A 15,742-nucleotide genomic window follows, 5' to 3' on the forward strand; every position below is an offset into this window, starting at 1 on the left:
CCCGGCATTGGCGCACACCGATCCACAGCGTTCCGCTCGCGTCCACACCGCCCGTGCCAAAATTGCCGACATTGAGCGACCGGCCCGGTCGCACGCCCCGCACGCAATGTCCGCCTCTCCCGATACCTCATGCCCTGCCCCGCAGGCAGGCAACGCCTTTGCCGTTGCCCAGGATTCACGCAGCGACCGCCAGCGCTGGCTCAGCGTCATCGCCCTGGCCCTGGCCGCGTTTGTCTTCAACACCAGCGAGTTCGTCCCGGTTGGGCTGCTCAGTGACATCGGCGCCAGCTTCGGCAAGCCGATCGAACATGTGGGCCTGATGCTGACCATCTATGCCTGGGTGGTGGCGCTGACCTCGCTGCCCTGCATGCTGCTGACCCGCGCGATGGACCGGCGCAAACTGCTGCTGGGCGTGTTCGCGTTGTTCATCCTCAGCCATCTGCTGTCCGGCGTGGCCTGGAGCTACCCGGTGCTGATGGCCAGCCGCGTCGGCATTGCGCTGGCACATGCGGTGTTCTGGTCGATCACCGCCTCGCTGGCGGTGCGCGTGGCACCGCAGGACAAGCGCCCACAGGCGCTGGGCCTGCTGGCCACCGGCACCTCGGTGGCGATGGTGCTGGGCATCCCGCTGGGCCGCATCGTCGGTGAGTTGCTGGGCTGGCGCATCACCTTCATGGCCATCGGTGGCGTTGCCTTGCTGGTGATGCTGGTACTGGCGCGGCTGCTGCCGGCCCTGCCCAGCCAGAACAGCGGCTCGGCCAGCAGCATTCCGGTGCTGCTGCGGCGCCCGGCGCTGATGGCCCTGTACCTGCTGGTGATGGTGGTGGTGTCGGCACAGTTCACCGGCTACAGCTATATCGAGCCGTTCGTGCAGAAGATCGGCGGTTTCGACGCGCACGTGACCACGCTGGTGCTGCTGTTGTTCGGCGGTATGGGCTTCATCGGCAGCCTGCTGTTCTCGCGCTACGGCCTGCGCTGGCCCCGCGGCTTCCTGCTGGCCGCCATCGGCACCCTGGCCGCCAGCCTGTTGCTGCTGCGCAGCGGCCTGCAGGCCAGCTGGCTGCTGTATGCGCTGGTCTCGGTCTGGGGCGTGGCGATGATCAGCTTCGCGCTGTCCATGCAGTCCAAGGTACTGAACCTGGCCGCGGACGCCACCGACGTGGCGATGGCGCTGTTCTCCGGCATCTTCAACATCGGCATCGGTGCCGGTGCGCTGATCGGCAGCCGGGTCAGCCTGCAGCTGGGCATGCAGCACATCGGCTTGGTTGGCGGCCTGATCGCCAGCGCCGGCTGGCTGTGGTGCCTGTTCGCGATGCTGCGCTGGCGCAACAGCTTCCATCTGGGCGGCACACACCGCTGAGCTGCGGCGGCGTGCACGCTTCTGCGCGCCGGCAACCGCTATGCTTCCGCCCACGCCCCTGCTTCCGGGGGCGGTGTACGGGGGGAATAGATGGATCAGGACATCCTGTTGCGCGATGCCAACGCTGCTGATGCTGTGGCGCTGAGCGCCTTGGTCACGCCGCTGGCGCGGCACCTGCTGGACGCCGACACCGGCGCCAGTGCGCATGCCTTTCTGGCCTCGCTGACCCCGGCAAGCTTCGCCGAGCGCCTGGCCGACCCGGATTTCGCGCATTACGTGATCGAAGAGGCCGGCCTGCTGGCCGGCATGATCGCCATGCGCGGTGGCAGCCACATCCATCACCTGTTCGTCAGCCGCGGCACCCGCCGCCGTGGCATTGCCCGCCAGCTGTGGGAGCACGCGCTGCGCATCCACGGCCGCCGCGAGTACACGGTCAATTCGTCCGAGATCGCGGTACCGGTCTACGAGCGCTTCGGTTTTGTCAGCAAGGCCGCGCCGCAGACGGTGAAAGGCGTGCGCTTCGTGTTGATGGAGCGCCCGCGGCTGGTGCAGCGGGTGGTGCAGAAGCAGTACCTGAACGATGTGCTGCCGGTGCTGGGCAAGAGCTGAGCCTGCGTGCTGCCAGCGCGGCAATACAGGCCCCGCCTGGCCTCAGCGCAGTTGGCTGTCCTTGCTGCCGCGCCGGTTGTAACCGGCAAATGCCTCGTCCTCATCCTGGGCCTGTTGGCAGGCCACGCACAGGCGCACGCCGGGCACGGCCTTGCGCCGCGCCTCCGGGATGGGCGCATCACATTCTTCGCAATGTTCCAGGCCGGGACCGCTGGGCATACGACTGCGCGCACGCTTGATCGCGTCCTCGACGGTGGCATCAATCTGATCCTGAACGGCGGTATCGCCCGCCCAACCGGTAGCCATGTCCTGTCTCCACCTACAACAACATGCCCAAGCTGACGCCTCCGGCCCCATATTTCAAGGCGGCGGCCGTCCTGCGTACAGCTGTCTGAACCTGCCGCCGCCTCAGCGCGCGGAAAACTCGCCGCGCCCCAGCGCCTGCACGGTATTGCCGGCCGCATCGCTGGCCTGCATATCCGCGCCACGGGCCTTCAGCGCCTGCAGTATCCCGGTGCGCTGGAACAAGGCGGCAAACATCGCCGGAGTCTGCCCGGCATGGTTGCGCTGGTGGGTGGCGCCCAGCCGGTACATCTGTGTATCCGCATACGAGAACAGGCGCCCCTGCAACAGGCGGTCTTCGCTGGGCTCGATGCCGGGGATCAGGTTGCCCGGGGCCATCGCCACCTGCTCGGTTTCCTGGAAGATATTGGCCGGGTTGCGGTTCAACTCCATGCTGCCGATGCGGCGCGAAGGGATCAGTTCCTCCGGCCAGATCTTGATGGCATCAAGCGGTCGAAATCGAACTTGGCCAAATGCTCGGCCTCAAGCACCTGCAGGTACAGGTCCCACTTGGGGAAGTTGCCTGCATCGATGGCCGTGATCAGGTCACGCGACATGTGGTTGAAGTCCTGGCCCTGCACCGTCTGTGCCTGGCGGGGGTCGTGGTTGCGCATGCCCTGCTGGCTCTTCCAGCTGAACTTCACATAGCGGTACAGGCCATCGGCATTGACCAGTTTGTAAGCGTGCACGGAGGAACCATCCATCTCGCGGTAGCTGGCCGGCGTGCCTTCATTGGAGAACAGCAGGGTCAAGGTGCGGGTAGCTTCGGGCACATGCTGGAAGAAATCGAACAGCGTGCGGTTGGTGCCGTAGTTCTTGTCCGGGTCCGGCTTGAACGCGTGCACCATGTCGGGGAACTTGATCGCATCGCGGATGAAGAAGGTGGGGAAGTTGTTGCCCACCAGGTCCCAGTTGCCCTGCTCGGTATAGAACCTGGTGGCAAAGCCGCGCGGATCGCGCAAGGTTTCCGGGCTGTGGTTGCCGTGCACCATCGAGGAAAAGCGCACGAACACGGGGGTCTGCTTGCCGGCGGTGAACAGCGTGGCCTGGCTGATGTCGGTCAGGGTTTCGCTGGCGGTGAACACGCCATAGGCACCGGCGCCGCGCGTATGCACCACGCGCTCGGGGATGCGCTCGCGGTCAAAGCGCTGCAGCTTCTGGATCAGGTGTACGTCCTGCAGCAGCACCGGGCCATCGGCACCGGCGGTCTGCGAGTTCTGGTTGTCGCCCACCTGCGCGCCATTGTCGCGGGTCAGGTGACCGGCGTTGGCGGTGGCCGCCAGCAGGCTGCTGGCAAACGTGAGGGCGACAAACAAGCGGCGATGCTTCATGCGGAATCGCTCCAATCGGGAGCCGCAAGCATCGCGATACCGCCGTCAGCGGTGAAATCGTTTGTTCAGATTTCAACCCTAGGCAACGCGGACGGATATGCCGCGGCCATCAGTGCGATAGCCGCAGCCTTCCAGCGCACTGCCCGTGCCGTCACCACATCAGGTCATCGGGCACCTGGAACTGCGCGTAGTACGCATCGTCCTCGGCGTTGCCGGTGGAGATCGGGGTGTCGGCACTTTGGCCGTGATCGAGCACGATCAGCGCGGCATCGCGCTCGCGCACCTTCTCGGCTGCCATGCGCGGCAACAGGGCGAAGCTGTCACCATCACGGGCTATCACCAGCGCACCGTTGGCCAACTGCGTGCGCAACGCCTCGGTGACCAGCAGCGTGCGGATCAGCGAGCCATCGTTGAAGCGGTACTCCAGCTCGCCAGCACGCGGCAGCTTGCGGTCGCTGATGATCTGCCGGGCCTGGGCACGCAGTTCCTCGCTGCGGCGCAGGGCGTTGCGCTCGGCTGCCAGCTGGCGGTCCTTCTCGGCCTTTTCGGCGCGGGCGCGGTCGGCCTCGCGCTGGCTCTCGGTCGCCGCCACCGGGCCCTTGCCGTGCCGGGCCTTGACCTGCTCGCGCGCGACCTGCGAGACCTGCGATTTCTTCACCAGGCCAGCCTTGAGCAGCTGTTCCTGCAGCGGATTACCCTTTGCCATCGTCGTTGTTCATGGTTCTGTTGCCGAGGCTGCCATCATAGCGGCCTGCCCCGCCCCGCCCAAACGCCCATGCTCACGCTGAAATACCTGAACGGCTATCCCGAACACCTGCAGCAGCGCGCCCGCGAACTGCTGGACGCGGGCAAGCTGGGCGAGGCCGTGCGCAAGCGCTACGCCGAGCCGAACACGGTGCGCAACGACCGCCAGCTGTACGACTACGTGCAGGCCATCAAGGAGCGCCACCTGCGCCAGTCGGTGCCGCTGGGCAAGGTGCTGTACGACGGCAAGCTGCAGGTGGTGAAGCACGCCCTGGGCACCCACACCGCGGTGTCACGCAACCATGGCGGCAAGCTAAAGGCCAGCCGCGAGATCCGCATCGCCAGCGTGTTCCGCGAAGCCCCGGCGCCGTTCCTGCGGATGATCGTGGTGCACGAACTGGCCCACATCAAGGAGGCCGATCACAACAAGGCCTTCTACCAGCTATGCCTGCACATGGAGCCGGACTACCACCAGCTGGAGTTCGACCTGCGCCTGTACCTGACCGCGCTGGAGCACGAACCCGGCTGAGCCGCCCATCGCCGCCGCCCCGCCACGGCGCTACACTCCCCCGCCTTCGCAGAACCGAACACCGCCATGACCAGCCCCATCCGTCTCGACAAGCGCGTCGCCGCACAACTGCAGTGCTCGCGCTCGCAGGCCCAGCAGTACATCGAAGGCGGCAGCGTCAGCGTCGATGGCGAGCTGGTGGAAACCCCGCAGACCATGGTCGATGCGGCGCAGACCGTCACCCTCAGTGCCGACAGCAGCGCCGACACCGCCGAAGCCGCCACGCTGTTGCTCAACAAGCCGGCCGGCTGCAGTGGCCAGGACCTGTTCGCACTGCTGACCGAGGCCAATCGCTTTGCCGATGATGCCTCCGGCATCCGCATGCTGCGCCGCCACTTCCAGCGCCTGGATTACCTGATGCCACTGGACGACGCCGCCAGCGGCCTGGTGGTGCTGACCCAGGACTGGCGCGTGCGCCGCCACCTGCAGGAATCCGGCGCCAGCCTGGAGCAGGAATTCGTGGTGGAAGTCAGCGGCGAGCCCAGCCCCTGGGCCATGCCCAAGCTCACCCACGGCCTGGTCTACGAAGGACGCAGCCTGCCGCCGGCCAAGGTCAGCTGGCAGAGCGAACAGCGCCTGCGTTTTGCGATCAAGGATGTGCGTCTTGGACAGATGGCCACCATGTGCAGCCTGGTCGGCCTGAAAGCCGAGCAGATCCGCCGCCTGCGCATCGGCCGCGTCGGCCTGAGCAAGATGCCCGAAGGCCAGTGGCGCTACCTGCCGGCAAACCAGCGCTTCTGAGCCGCTGAGTCGCGCCCACGCGGGCGCGGCGCGTCATAACAAACGAATCAACGCCGCCGCCGCAGCGCCGGCCATCACCACCACCAGGAACGGCAGCCGCAACAGCAACGCGACCGCGGCCGCCAGCAGTGCAGCGACGCGCGCATCCAGTACCACGCCCTGCCCGGCCGATACGGTGTTCATCGTCGTCAGCGAGGCCAACAGGCCTATCGTCAGGCAGCCCGCCACCCGGCTCATCCGCTGCGATTCCAGCCAGCGCACCGGCACCAGATAGCCGGCGAACTTGATCGCCCACGCGGCCACGCAGCCCACTACGATCCACGCCCACAGGCTCATGGCGCCGCCTCGGTGTCCGTGCGCGGGGCGACGTCCGGCTCCAGACCTTGATCGGCCGGGCCACGCCCGAACCAGCCCCACAGCGCGGCCACCGCCGCTGCCAACAGGATCGGTACGCCGGCCGGCACCAACGGCAGCGCCAGCACCGTCACCAACGCACAGACCACGGCAATGGCCACCGGCTCACGCGTGCGCAGGCGCGGCCACAACAAGCCCAGGAAGGCAGCCACCGCCGCGCCGTCCAGGCCCCACTGGCGCGGATCGCCCATGGCATCCCCCAGCATTGCACCCAGCACGGTGAACAGGTTCCAGCACAGGTAAACGCCCAACCCTGCCACCCAGAAGCCACGCCGCTGCTCCTGCGGATCCTGCTGGCTGGCAGCGGTGGCAGCGGATTCGTCGATGGTCAGCTGCGCCGCCAGCGGCTTGACCCAACCCTGCGGGCGCAGCATGCGGTTGATCTGTGCGCCGTACACCGCATTGCGGATGCCCAGCAGCGTGGCGGCAGCAAATGCCGAGGCACCCGCGCCACCGGCACCGATCACGCCGATGAAGGCGAACTGCGAGCCGCCGGTGAACATCAGCAGGCTCAATGCCAGCGTCTGCGCCACGCTGAAGCCCGAAGCCACCGCCAGGGCACCAAACGAGATGCCGTACAGGCCGGTGGCGATCGCGATCGACACGCCGATGCGGACGGCCGGCGTGAAGCGCGATGCGCTGCGCATCAGGCGCGCCCGGCCGCCTGCTCGGCGGCAGCCACAAACACCACGTCGGTGGACGAGTTCAACGCGGTCTCGGCCGAGTCCTGCACCACCCCGACGATGAAGCCCACGCCAACCACCTGCATGGCGATGTCATCGGAAATGCCAAACAGGCCACAGGCCAACGGAATCAGCAGCAGCGAGCCACCGGGCACGCCGGAGGCGCCGCAGGCGCCAATGGCCGCCACCACGCTCAGCAACAGGGCGGTCGGCAGGTCCACCGGGTAGCCCAGGGTGTGCACCGCGGCCAGCGTCAGTACCGAAATGGTGATCGCGGCACCGGCCATGTTGATGGTCGCCCCCAGCGGGATGGCCACCGAATAGGTTTCCTCATGCAGGCCCAGCTTGCGACACAGTTCCATGTTGACCGGGATGTTGGCCGCCGATGAACGGGTGAAGAAAGCGGTGATGCCGCTCTCGCGCAGGCAGCGCAGCACCAGCGGGTACGGGTTGCGACGGGTCACCAGCGCCACGATCAGCGGATTGCCGACAAAAGCCATGAACAGCATCGCCCCGACCAGCACCGCCAGCAGGTGCACATAATCCTTCAGCGCACCCAGCCCGGATTCGGCCAGCAGCGAGGCCACGATGCCGAACACACCCAGCGGGGCCAGCTTGATCACCAACCGCACCAGCCAGGTGACCGCATTGGACAGATCGCCGATCACGCTGCGGGTGCCCTCGCTGGCATGACGCAAGGCCAGGCCCAGGCCCACCGCCCAGGCCAGCAGGCCGATGTAATTGGCGTCGAGCAGGGCGTGCACCGGGTTGTCGACGATCTGCATCAGCAAGGTCTTGAGCACCTCGCCAATACCGCTCGGCGCGCTCAACGTGGTCTCGGCAGTCTTCAGCGTCAGCTTGCTGGGGAACAGGAAGCTGGCCGCCACGCCCACCAGTGCCGCAGCCACCGTGCCCAGCACGTACAGCCCCAGGATCTTGCGGATGTGGGTCTTCTGCCCACGCTGGTGATTGGCAATGGAGGCCGTCACCAGGACCAGCACCAGCACCGGTGCCACCGCCTTCAGGGCAGAGATGAATACCGTACCCAGCAGGCCCACGGCGCGGGCGCCTGCCGGCCACAGCATTGCCAGGGCAATACCGGCAACCAGGCCGATGATGATCTGCAGCACCAGGCTGGGCGCGCGGAAAGGAAAGGAGCGTTCGGTCATTACGGAACTCGGGCAGGCGCAAACCCCGATTCTCGCCCATGCGCAGCGGCCACGGCACCCCCGTAACGTCATGGGACAGGACAAAGTGCAGCGCGCAGGCGAACCCGGCTAGGATGCCCCCATGGAGAAGACCCACCGTCCGCGCCGCCTGCTGCGCTTCGCCGCCTATGTGCTGGGCGCCCTGCTGCTGTTGGTCGGCAGCGGCCTGCTGCTGGGCGACCACCTGACCCCGAAGGCGGTTGGCACGCCCTCACAGGCGCTGGCACCGCAGCCGGCCCAGACTTTGATCGACCGCCAGCTGTCCCCCCTGCTGGCCGGTCACCCCGGCAAGAGTGGCGCGGTCTATCTGTCCGACGGACTGGACGCCTTTGCTGCACGCTCCATCATCACCCATCAGGCTGGCCGCAGCCTGGACCTGCAGTACTACATGTGGCACGACGACCTGCTCGGTCATCTGCTGGCCCACGATGTACATGAAGCCGCAGAACGTGGCGTACGTGTGCGCCTGCTGCTGGACGACATGAATGCCGCCGGGTTGGACCCGCAGATGCTGGCGCTGGACAACCACCCCAACATCGAGATCCGCCTGTACAACCCCTTCCGCAACCGTGACGGCCTGTGGCGGCTGGTGGAGATGGTGCAGCGCGCCTTCAGCATCAACCACCGCATGCACAACAAGGCCTGGATTGCCGACGGCCGGGTTGCCATCGTCGGGGGCCGCAACATCGGTGCCGAGTACTTCGATGCCCGCCCGGACGTGAACTTCCGCGACCTGGACCTGCTGCTGGCCGGCCCGGTGGCGGCCGATGCCAGCAAGGTATTCGATGATTTCTGGAACAGCGATGCAGTGGTGCCGATCAGGGCCCTGCACTACAGCACCGACCAGCAGATGGCCAACTTCATCACCCAGGCCGAACGTGACGCGCGCCAGCAGGAGGCCGCGCCGTACCTGCAGCGGGTGCGCGCGCGTCTCAATGACGCCTATTTGAGCCAGCAGCTGGACCTGCATTGGACCGACCGCGTGCGGATCCTGTCCGACCCACCGCGCAAGCCGCTGGGTGGCAACACCCAGGGTTGGCTGGTTACCCAGCTTGCGCAGATCCTCGGCAGCGCCAGGCACAAATCGCTGCTGATCTCGCCCTACTTCGTGCCCGGTGCCACCGGCACCAAGGCGCTCATCCAGCAAGCGCGCAACGGCGTACAGGTGGGCGTGGTGACCAATTCATTGGCCGCCAACGACGTGGCCGCCGTGCACAGTGGTTACATGCACTACCGGCGCCCGTTGCTGGCCGGTGGCGTGCAGCTGTACGAACTGAAGTCGCATGGCCACGCCGCCAAGGCTTCCACCTTCGGCAGCAGTGGCGCCAGCCTGCACACCAAGGCCTTCGTGGTGGATGACCAGCGCGGTTTTGTCGGCTCGTTCAACCTGGACCCGCGCTCGGCCTATCTCAATACCGAAATGGGCGCGGTGTTCGACGACCCGATACTGGCAACCCGGTTGCGCCAGGAGTACCTGCGCCTGTCCGGCCCGGAACTGAGCTATTGGGTGTATCTGGACAAGGACTGGGAACTGCGCTGGCTGGACCGCAGCGGCCCGACCCCGGTCAGCCTGCGTACCGAGCCGGATACCAGCCTGATGCAGCGTGCCAGTACCCGCGTGATCAGCTGGCTGCCACTGGAGTCCCAGCTTTGATGTCTTGCCGCGTCGGCGCTCAGGCACGCTCGCCGTCGTACTGGCTTACCCGCTTCCACAGCCAGGCAGCCACATGCTCGGGCAACTGCGCCGACAACGCGGCGATGGCTTCGTCCTCGCTGAGCTGCCCCGGCGCATGCAACATGGCGGCACTGGCCGCAAGCTGACCCACCTGCAGTGAGCGCGCCAGCCCGCCGGGCGCCTGCTCGCCAACCTGCTGCAGTGCCTGCACGATGGACGGTGCCAGCTTCCAATGTTGGGCAATGCGTACCGCCGTAGGCGCACTGCAGCGCTCCAGCAGTTCCAGCAAGGTCCCTGGTTCACGCACCCGCAGCGGCGGCCGCGCCAGCACATCGGCGCAAGCCTGCATGGCCAATGCCGCGCCCAGACCCAGCAGCAGCCCGGCCAGCTGTGCGGCAAAGCCATCCTCGCGCTCGACGCTGCGCGCATGGTCGGCGGCGGCCAGCGACAGCCGCAGTGTGTACTCCCACAGCACGCTGGAAAAGCGCGCATCGGCACCGTTGTTGCTCTCCATCACCGGTTGCACCAGAGCGGCCGAGATGATCTGGCGGATGCCATCGTTGCCGATCAGGGTCACCGCGCGCTCGATGCTTTGCACGTCCTGGCCCTGCAGGCGGTACAGCGCACTGTTGGCAATGCGCAGCAAGGTAGCGGCCAACACTGCGTCGCTGCCGATGATGCGGGCGATCGAACGCGACGACGCGGCACTGTCATTGACACTCTGGATCAGCTGCGGCAGCAGGTTGGGCCGGCGCGGGGTATAACGCGAAGAGAGATCGGCGCGGGTCAGCGCGGCGACCACGTCCTCGACCACGGCGCGTTGCACGCGCAGGTTGTCGGCATCGTCCGGCCCCACGCCCAGCGCCAGCAGCAGGAACCGCCGCTGCAGCACCCCGGCGGTTGGCGCGGCAGCCACCGTCGTGGTTGCCCCGACATCATCGCTGGCGGCCAGGTTGCGAGATCGTGCAGGCGCGTGTGGCCGTGGCTGTCGTTGCCACCACCAGGCAAGCGCGCCCACCAGCACGGCAGCCGCCAACGAGGAGAGAATCACCATGCCGATCACGGCCGCGCCATTCACAGAAAACTGCCTGAAATAACGACCGCCAGGCGCCGCTCTTTAGTCCTGCGGTGGGTGCGCCCGCAGCACCGGCACCTCACTTGTCCTGCTTCTGCAGGCGCACGCCCATCGGCCCCTGCAGGGAACCGTCGGCATTGACGGTAAATTCCACCGCTTCTGACTGGGTACCAGGCACTTTCACCTGCAAGCGGTCGTCCTGGCGGGTGTAGGTGGTCTGCTGCGCCTTGCCCAGCATCTCCACGGTGACCTTGCCATCGCGCTGGAAGGTGTAGTTGACCATGCCCATGGCATCGCTCCAGGTCCCGCTCAGCCCTTGGCTGCAGCCCCCCAGCAGCACGACCAACACCAGCACCAACCACTTCATCATGCAGCACTCCGACGGTGGCCACCATGGCCACCCGATGGTCCAATTCTGGCATACGCGCATTACCGCACCACAACGCCTGGGTTACGCTGCAGTCCTGCCCACCGGGATATGCCCATGCGCCCTGCCCTGCTGCTTGCGACCTTGATGCTGATCTTCGCCCCGACGGCTGCAATGGCAGGCCCTGCCCCGGGCGGCGGGCACTTTGTCGCGCGCGAGCTGGTCTTCGAAGGCCATACGTTCCGTTACCAGGTGTTCGTGCCCGCGGCCGGTGCGGCCCAGCCGCCCCCGCTGGTGCTGTTCCTGCATGGCTCCGGTGAGCGGGGCGACGACGGGGTCAAGCCGACCGAAGCCGGGGTAGGGCCCTGGTTGAGACAGAACATGGACAGCTTCCCGGCCGTGGTCGTCTTCCCGCAGGTACCCGAAAACGAGGAATGGCGCGGCCGCAATGCGCGCATGGCACTGGCCGTGCTGGACAGCGCGCGCGATGAATTCAACGCCGATCCCAAGCGGATCTACCTGACCGGCCTGTCCATGGGTGGCTATGGCAGCTGGGAACTCGCGCTCACCCGCCCCGACCAGTTCGCTGCCCTTGTGCCGATCTGTGGTGCCCTGCTTGCACCGCGCGACGATCGACCGGGCCTGCTGGTGGACCAGGTTGCCGGCAGCACCGATCCCTATGCCGATACCGTGCAACGGCTGCGCAGGGTGCCCACCTGGATCTTCCATGGCGGGCTGGATGACGTGGTGCCGCCGGAGGATGATCGCGCCCTGGCCCGTACCAGTGCACATCAGGGCGCGGGGTTCCGCTACACCGAATACCCGGACACGGGGCACAACGCATGGGACCCGGCCTATCGCAACCCGGCCATGTGGCAATGGATGTTTGAACAACACCTGCCGTGATGCAGTCCGCACCCCATGCGTGACTGCAATCACGCAATTTTCCGGTCATCCCCCGTGGTTTGCAGCGACACCAATTTTTACGCCCGCAGTACGCACACGACGCCTTCCACCGGTCCACGCTTCATGCAATAACTGCGCACACAGCGCCGGGTACAGTTGATCCGGCAGGTGGTGCAAGCCGACACCCTTGCGCCATGCCCAAGGATGCCGGAGGTTCATCGTTTGTCGATCAGCGCAACTCCTGTCCCACGCCAAGCCGAGCGCCTGCGCAGCCTTCATTCCCGCCTGCACCTGCTCATCCTTGCCGCCCTGCTGCCATTGCTGGTGATCGGCGCGATCGCGGTATGGACCGCCGCCCGCGACTACCGGCAGAACTCGGAGCAGCGCCTGCAGGAAACCGCCACCGCGTTGGCGCGGGGCGTCGACCAGGGCGTGGAGGACACCATCAACCAACTGCAGTTGCTGTCCGTGCTGGCCCCCGAAGCAATGGCATCGGCGCCGCAGTTGCAGCGCTGGGTTGCCAACAACCCGGACATCACCCTGATCGCCGATGATTCGGAACAGGCCGCGGCTCTGCCACCCGGGCTGCTGCATGCCGCACGCAGCAGCGGCAAGGTGCAGATATCCAATCTGTTCTCGCGCCCCGGCAGTTCCATCGCTGAAGTCGCCATCGCGCTGCCGTTCGTGCACGCCGACGGCCGCACCCATGTACTGGCGATGGTCCAGCCCTCCAACCGCCTGATCAACACCGTACTGCGTGCCGGCAGTGACCAGAGCCTGCTGGTGGCGGTGGTGGACGGCAATGGCGTGATCGCCGCGCGCTCACGCGCACCGGAACGCTACATCGGCAAGCCGGTACCCGACTGGGAAACCTTGCAGCGCATCGGCGGCCGCCACGGCATGTTCAACGCCAGTACCAAGGAAGGCCAGCAGGTCATCTTTGCCTTCACCATGCTGCAGGCCGCACCAGGTTGGGCACTGGTGGTTGGCGAGCCCCAACAAAGCTTCCAGGCGCGCTGGCAGCGGCCACTGATCGGCATCATCCTGGGCGGCATTCTCGCCGCGGTGATCGCCCTGATCTCGGCCAATGCCATTGCCGGCGGCATCCTGCGACCGATCCGGGCACTGGCACAGCGTGGGCGCAGCATTGTCGCCAACGACGTACCCGCGGCAGAGATGCCGGCTTCCTCCATCCGCGAAGTACGCAGCCTGCAGGACAGCCTCAACGACACCGTCGATGCGCTGAAGAAGAGTGCCGATGAAGCACAGGACCTGGCGCGCAGCCTGCAGGCCAGTGAACAACGCTACCGCGCGGTCGCCGAGGCGGGCGCGCTGGTGCTGTGGGAGTCCGACCGCAACGGCAAGGTGTGTTCGGCCACCGGCTGGCGCGAGCTTACCGGCCAGCCCAACGAAGCCGCCCTGGGCAAGGGCTGGTTGCGCCGGGTCAGCGAGGACGACCTGCCGCAGATCGAGATCGCGCTGGAGCAGAGCTTCACCCATGGCGCACCGATGGACGTGGAGTTCCGCGTGCTGGATGTCTATGGCAAATGGCGCTGGCTGCGCGCCCGTGGCGCCCCGATCGGCAAGGACCACAGTCGCTGGGCTGGCGTACTGGAGGACGTGGACGCGCGCCGCCAGGCACAGGCCCGTATCACCTACCTGGCGCAGCATGATCCACTGACCACCCTGCCCAACCGCAGCGTTTTGTTCGACAAGCTCGGGCTCGCCCTGGCGGCCGCCCAGCGTGGCCATGCCAGTGCCCTGCTGCTGCTCGACCTGGACCGTTTCAAGGAGGTCAACGATACCCTCGGCCACCCCATCGGCGATCGCCTGCTGCAGGAGGTGGCACACCGCATCCAGGGCAGCGTACGTGACAACGACCTGGTCTCCCGCCTGGGCGGTGACGAATTCGCGGTACTGATGGCCTCTGAGGCACGGGCACCAGAAGCCGCCTCGTCGCTGGCCACGCGCCTGGTCGACGTACTCGGCCGACCGTTCGAGCTGGACGGCCACCAGTTGCTGATCAGCACCAGCATCGGCATCGTGTTGATCGACGCCCAGGCCGATGCTGCCGACAAACTGATGCGCAATGCCGACCTGGCGCTGTACCGGGCCAAGGAAGAAGGTCGTGCCTGCTACCGGTTCTTCGAGACCGAGATGGATACCCGCATGCAGCAGCGTCGCCAGTTGGAGGTCGAACTACGCGCCGGCCTGCAGCAACAGCAGTTCGAGCTGCACTACCAGCCGCTGGTCGACCTGCTGCAACGCCGCGTCACCGGCTTCGAGGCGCTGCTGCGCTGGCGCCATCCGCAGCGCGGCCTGCTCGACCCCGCCCAGTTCCTGGCCTTGGCCGAAGACATCGGCCTGATGGTGCCACTGGGCAACTGGGTGCTGCGCCAGGCCTGCCGCGACGCGGTGGGCTGGCCGGAGGAAATGAAGGTTGCGGTCAATCTGTCGGTATCGCAGCTGGCTCAGCCGGACCTGGCCGGGATTGTCGAGCAGTCGCTGGCGGCCGCTGGCCTGCCTGCCACACGGCTGGAACTGGAGATCACCGAAAACGCGCTCATCGCCAACATCCAGGCCGCATCGGCGCACCTGCTGCGGTTGAAAATGGCCGGTGTTTCGGTGGTCATGGATGACTTCGGCACCGGCTATTCCTCGCTCGGCTACCTGCGCGCCTTTCCGTTCGACAAGGTCAAGATCGACAAGTCCTTCATCCGCGACCTCGGCGAACAGAGCCAGGGCAGTGCCATCATCGGCGCGGTTTCGCACCTGTGCGCCAAGCTGGGTATCACCGCCACCATCGAGGGCGTGGAAACCCGGGCGCAGCTGGACCAGCTCAAGCAGGAACACTGCGCTGAAGGCCAGGGCTACGTGTTCGGCCGCCCGATGCCGCTGTCCGCCGTGCCAGGGTTCCTGCAGGACTGGCCCGCACGCTGGAGTGGCGAGCAATGAGCGCCACCGGCGACGCTGAAACCCACGGGCAGGCAGCTACCTGCCCGCAGGCAGCGATGTATTAATTCACCCCACGGATCGCCAGGGTCAGCGCCAGCACGCTCAGGATCACCGCGATGGTGCCATCCAGGATGCGCCAGGTGGACGGCTTGGTGAACAAGGGCGCCAGCATGCGCGCGCCCAGGCCCTGTACGGTCAGCCATACACCGCTGGCGGTGACCACACCGGCCGCGAAGGCCATGCGCGCATCACCAAAATTGTCGGCAATCGAGCCGATCACCATCATGTCCAGCCAGAAGTGCGGGTTGATGATGGAGAAGCCCGCGGCTGCCATCAGCGCGGTGCGCAGTGACTGGCTGCCATTGTCGTCCAGCTTCATGCCACCGCCACCGGCAACCGCACGCCGCGCCGACTGCAGCGCATACCAGGTCAGGAAGGCCACACCGCCCCACAGCAGCACCGTGGTCAGCCACGGTAGCTGATCGGTGAGCCGGCGCAAGCCGGCCACGCTCGCCAGGATGAAGGTCGCATCGATCGCAAAACAGGTGGCGATGATAGGGATCACGTGCTGGCGCAGGATGCCCTGCCGCAGGATGAACGCACTCTGCGCGCCAACGATGGCAAACAGACCGATACCGATACCGGCACCACTGAGCCAGGCACTGCCGGCGGCTTGGGCGGAAATAACCGAAAACATGGGACAAAAACCTTGTTACCTGGGGGAAGGAGGCTGCGGGAGAACCCACCGGCAGCTCCGGATGCGG

15 protein-coding genes and 1 pseudogene are annotated in these 15,742 nt (G+C 66.6%); 7 read left to right on the forward strand and 9 right to left on the reverse strand.

From position 1 onward, the window contains the following. The first annotated feature begins 106 nt into the window (after window positions 1–106). Window positions 107–1,360, forward strand: a complete 1,254-nt coding sequence (locus tag B2527_RS00530; RefSeq protein ID WP_293705429.1) for a sugar transporter — start codon at window positions 107–109, stop codon at window positions 1,358–1,360. 90 nt (window positions 1,361–1,450) lie between these two features. Next, window positions 1,451–1,969: a GNAT family N-acetyltransferase gene (locus tag B2527_RS00535; RefSeq protein ID WP_293705430.1), complete on the forward strand. Its 519-nt coding sequence runs from the start codon at window positions 1,451–1,453 to the stop codon at window positions 1,967–1,969. Between the two features lie 42 nt (window positions 1,970–2,011). On the opposite strand, the gene B2527_RS00540 is transcribed toward B2527_RS00535, so the two are convergent. From B2527_RS00540 to B2527_RS00550, 3 genes and pseudogenes are all read right to left on the reverse strand, one after another. After that, complete coding sequence (locus B2527_RS00540) at window positions 2,012–2,275, reverse strand: DksA/TraR family C4-type zinc finger protein (protein ID WP_057626528.1); 264 nt, start codon at window positions 2,273–2,275, stop codon at window positions 2,012–2,014. Between the two features lie 102 nt (window positions 2,276–2,377). After that, window positions 2,378–3,642 (reverse strand): annotated as a pseudogene (locus B2527_RS00545) (catalase). Between the two features lie 151 nt (window positions 3,643–3,793). After that, entirely contained in the window at window positions 3,794–4,348 is a 555-nt protein-coding gene (locus tag B2527_RS00550; protein WP_293705431.1) for a DUF2058 domain-containing protein, read from the reverse strand. 69 nt (window positions 4,349–4,417) lie between these two features. On the opposite strand from B2527_RS00550, the gene B2527_RS00555 reads away from it, so the two are divergent. Next, window positions 4,418–4,915 carry a M48 family metallopeptidase gene (locus B2527_RS00555; RefSeq protein ID WP_293705432.1) on the forward strand — a complete coding sequence of 166 codons (498 nt, stop codon included), beginning with the start codon at window positions 4,418–4,420 and terminating at the stop codon, window positions 4,913–4,915. Between the two features lie 66 nt (window positions 4,916–4,981). After that, window positions 4,982–5,695 (forward strand): rRNA pseudouridine synthase, encoded by a 714-nt coding sequence (locus tag B2527_RS00560; RefSeq protein WP_293705433.1) that lies wholly within the window; start codon window positions 4,982–4,984, stop codon window positions 5,693–5,695. A 33-nt stretch (window positions 5,696–5,728) separates the two neighbouring features. Here the strand turns inward: B2527_RS00560 and B2527_RS00565 are convergent, their stop codons facing one another. Genes B2527_RS00565 through sstT form a run of 3 tightly spaced genes read right to left on the reverse strand, consistent with a single transcriptional unit; the run spans window position 5,729 to window position 7,961 of the window. Further along, a complete protein-coding gene (locus tag B2527_RS00565) occupies window positions 5,729–6,031 on the reverse strand; it encodes an AzlD domain-containing protein (RefSeq protein WP_293705434.1) in 303 nt (100 codons plus the stop codon). Next, window positions 6,028–6,756 carry an AzlC family ABC transporter permease gene (locus B2527_RS00570; RefSeq protein WP_293705435.1) on the reverse strand — a complete coding sequence of 243 codons (729 nt, stop codon included), beginning with the start codon at window positions 6,754–6,756 and terminating at the stop codon, window positions 6,028–6,030. The genes B2527_RS00565 and B2527_RS00570 overlap by 4 nt, the downstream gene beginning before the upstream one ends. Beyond that, window positions 6,756–7,961 carry a serine/threonine transporter SstT gene (sstT, locus tag B2527_RS00575; RefSeq protein WP_293705436.1) on the reverse strand — a complete coding sequence of 402 codons (1,206 nt, stop codon included), beginning with the start codon at window positions 7,959–7,961 and terminating at the stop codon, window positions 6,756–6,758. The genes B2527_RS00570 and sstT overlap by 1 nt, the downstream gene beginning before the upstream one ends. A gap of 121 nt (window positions 7,962–8,082) precedes the next feature. Here sstT and B2527_RS00580 point away from each other — a divergent pair, with 121 nt between their 5' ends. Continuing rightward, a complete protein-coding gene (locus B2527_RS00580) occupies window positions 8,083–9,654 on the forward strand; it encodes a phospholipase D family protein (protein WP_293705437.1) in 1,572 nt (523 codons plus the stop codon). A gap of 19 nt (window positions 9,655–9,673) precedes the next feature. On the opposite strand, the gene B2527_RS00585 is transcribed toward B2527_RS00580, so the two are convergent. Then, a complete protein-coding gene (locus B2527_RS00585) occupies window positions 9,674–10,753 on the reverse strand; it encodes an HDOD domain-containing protein (protein WP_293705438.1) in 1,080 nt (359 codons plus the stop codon). A gap of 76 nt (window positions 10,754–10,829) precedes the next feature. Then, entirely contained in the window at window positions 10,830–11,120 is a 291-nt protein-coding gene (locus B2527_RS00590; RefSeq protein WP_293705439.1) for a DUF5640 domain-containing protein, read from the reverse strand. A gap of 108 nt (window positions 11,121–11,228) precedes the next feature. Between B2527_RS00590 and B2527_RS00595 the strand changes: the two genes are divergently transcribed. Both B2527_RS00595 and B2527_RS00600 read left to right on the forward strand, forming a co-directional pair. After that, window positions 11,229–12,023 (forward strand): alpha/beta hydrolase-fold protein, encoded by a 795-nt coding sequence (locus B2527_RS00595; protein ID WP_414716946.1) that lies wholly within the window; start codon window positions 11,229–11,231, stop codon window positions 12,021–12,023. 222 nt (window positions 12,024–12,245) lie between these two features. Then, on the forward strand, window positions 12,246–14,978 hold the full coding sequence (locus B2527_RS00600) for a bifunctional diguanylate cyclase/phosphodiesterase (protein ID WP_293705440.1): 2,733 nt from the start codon (window positions 12,246–12,248) through the stop codon (window positions 14,976–14,978). A gap of 61 nt (window positions 14,979–15,039) precedes the next feature. Here B2527_RS00600 and B2527_RS00605 read toward each other — a convergent pair whose 3' ends face one another. Further along, the gene (locus tag B2527_RS00605; protein WP_293705441.1) at window positions 15,040–15,675 is read right to left on the reverse strand and encodes a LysE/ArgO family amino acid transporter; all 636 of its coding nucleotides are present in this window, start codon (window positions 15,673–15,675) and stop codon (window positions 15,040–15,042) included. Window positions 15,676–15,742 lie beyond the last annotated feature (67 nt).

Origin of the sequence: Stenotrophomonas sp. UBA7606, assembly GCF_002477705.1 — a bacterium.
In the GTDB taxonomy this organism is placed as follows: Bacteria; Pseudomonadota; Gammaproteobacteria; order Xanthomonadales; family Xanthomonadaceae; genus Stenotrophomonas.

What these genes read in the sequence shown, in the direction of transcription:
- B2527_RS00530 (WP_293705429.1), top strand. Translation starts at nt 107, where the DNA reads ATGTCCGCCTCTCCCGATACCTCATGCCCTGCCCCGCAGGCAGGCAAC.
- B2527_RS00535 (WP_293705430.1), top strand. Translation starts at nt 1,451, where the DNA reads ATGGATCAGGACATCCTGTTGCGCGATGCCAACGCTGCTGATGCTGTG.
- B2527_RS00540 (WP_057626528.1), bottom strand. Translation starts at nt 2,275, where the DNA reads ATGGCTACCGGTTGGGCGGGCGATACCGCCGTTCAGGATCAGATTGAT.
- B2527_RS00550 (WP_293705431.1), bottom strand. Translation starts at nt 4,348, where the DNA reads ATGGCAAAGGGTAATCCGCTGCAGGAACAGCTGCTCAAGGCTGGCCTG.
- B2527_RS00555 (WP_293705432.1), top strand. Translation starts at nt 4,418, where the DNA reads ATGCTCACGCTGAAATACCTGAACGGCTATCCCGAACACCTGCAGCAG.
- B2527_RS00560 (WP_293705433.1), top strand. Translation starts at nt 4,982, where the DNA reads ATGACCAGCCCCATCCGTCTCGACAAGCGCGTCGCCGCACAACTGCAG.
- B2527_RS00565 (WP_293705434.1), bottom strand. Translation starts at nt 6,031, where the DNA reads ATGAGCCTGTGGGCGTGGATCGTAGTGGGCTGCGTGGCCGCGTGGGCG.
- B2527_RS00570 (WP_293705435.1), bottom strand. Translation starts at nt 6,756, where the DNA reads ATGCGCAGCGCATCGCGCTTCACGCCGGCCGTCCGCATCGGCGTGTCG.
- sstT (WP_293705436.1), bottom strand. Translation starts at nt 7,961, where the DNA reads ATGACCGAACGCTCCTTTCCTTTCCGCGCGCCCAGCCTGGTGCTGCAG.
- B2527_RS00580 (WP_293705437.1), top strand. Translation starts at nt 8,083, where the DNA reads ATGGAGAAGACCCACCGTCCGCGCCGCCTGCTGCGCTTCGCCGCCTAT.
- B2527_RS00590 (WP_293705439.1), bottom strand. Translation starts at nt 11,120, where the DNA reads ATGATGAAGTGGTTGGTGCTGGTGTTGGTCGTGCTGCTGGGGGGCTGC.
- B2527_RS00595 (WP_414716946.1), top strand. Translation starts at nt 11,229, where the DNA reads ATGCCCATGCGCCCTGCCCTGCTGCTTGCGACCTTGATGCTGATCTTC.
- B2527_RS00605 (WP_293705441.1), bottom strand. Translation starts at nt 15,675, where the DNA reads ATGTTTTCGGTTATTTCCGCCCAAGCCGCCGGCAGTGCCTGGCTCAGT.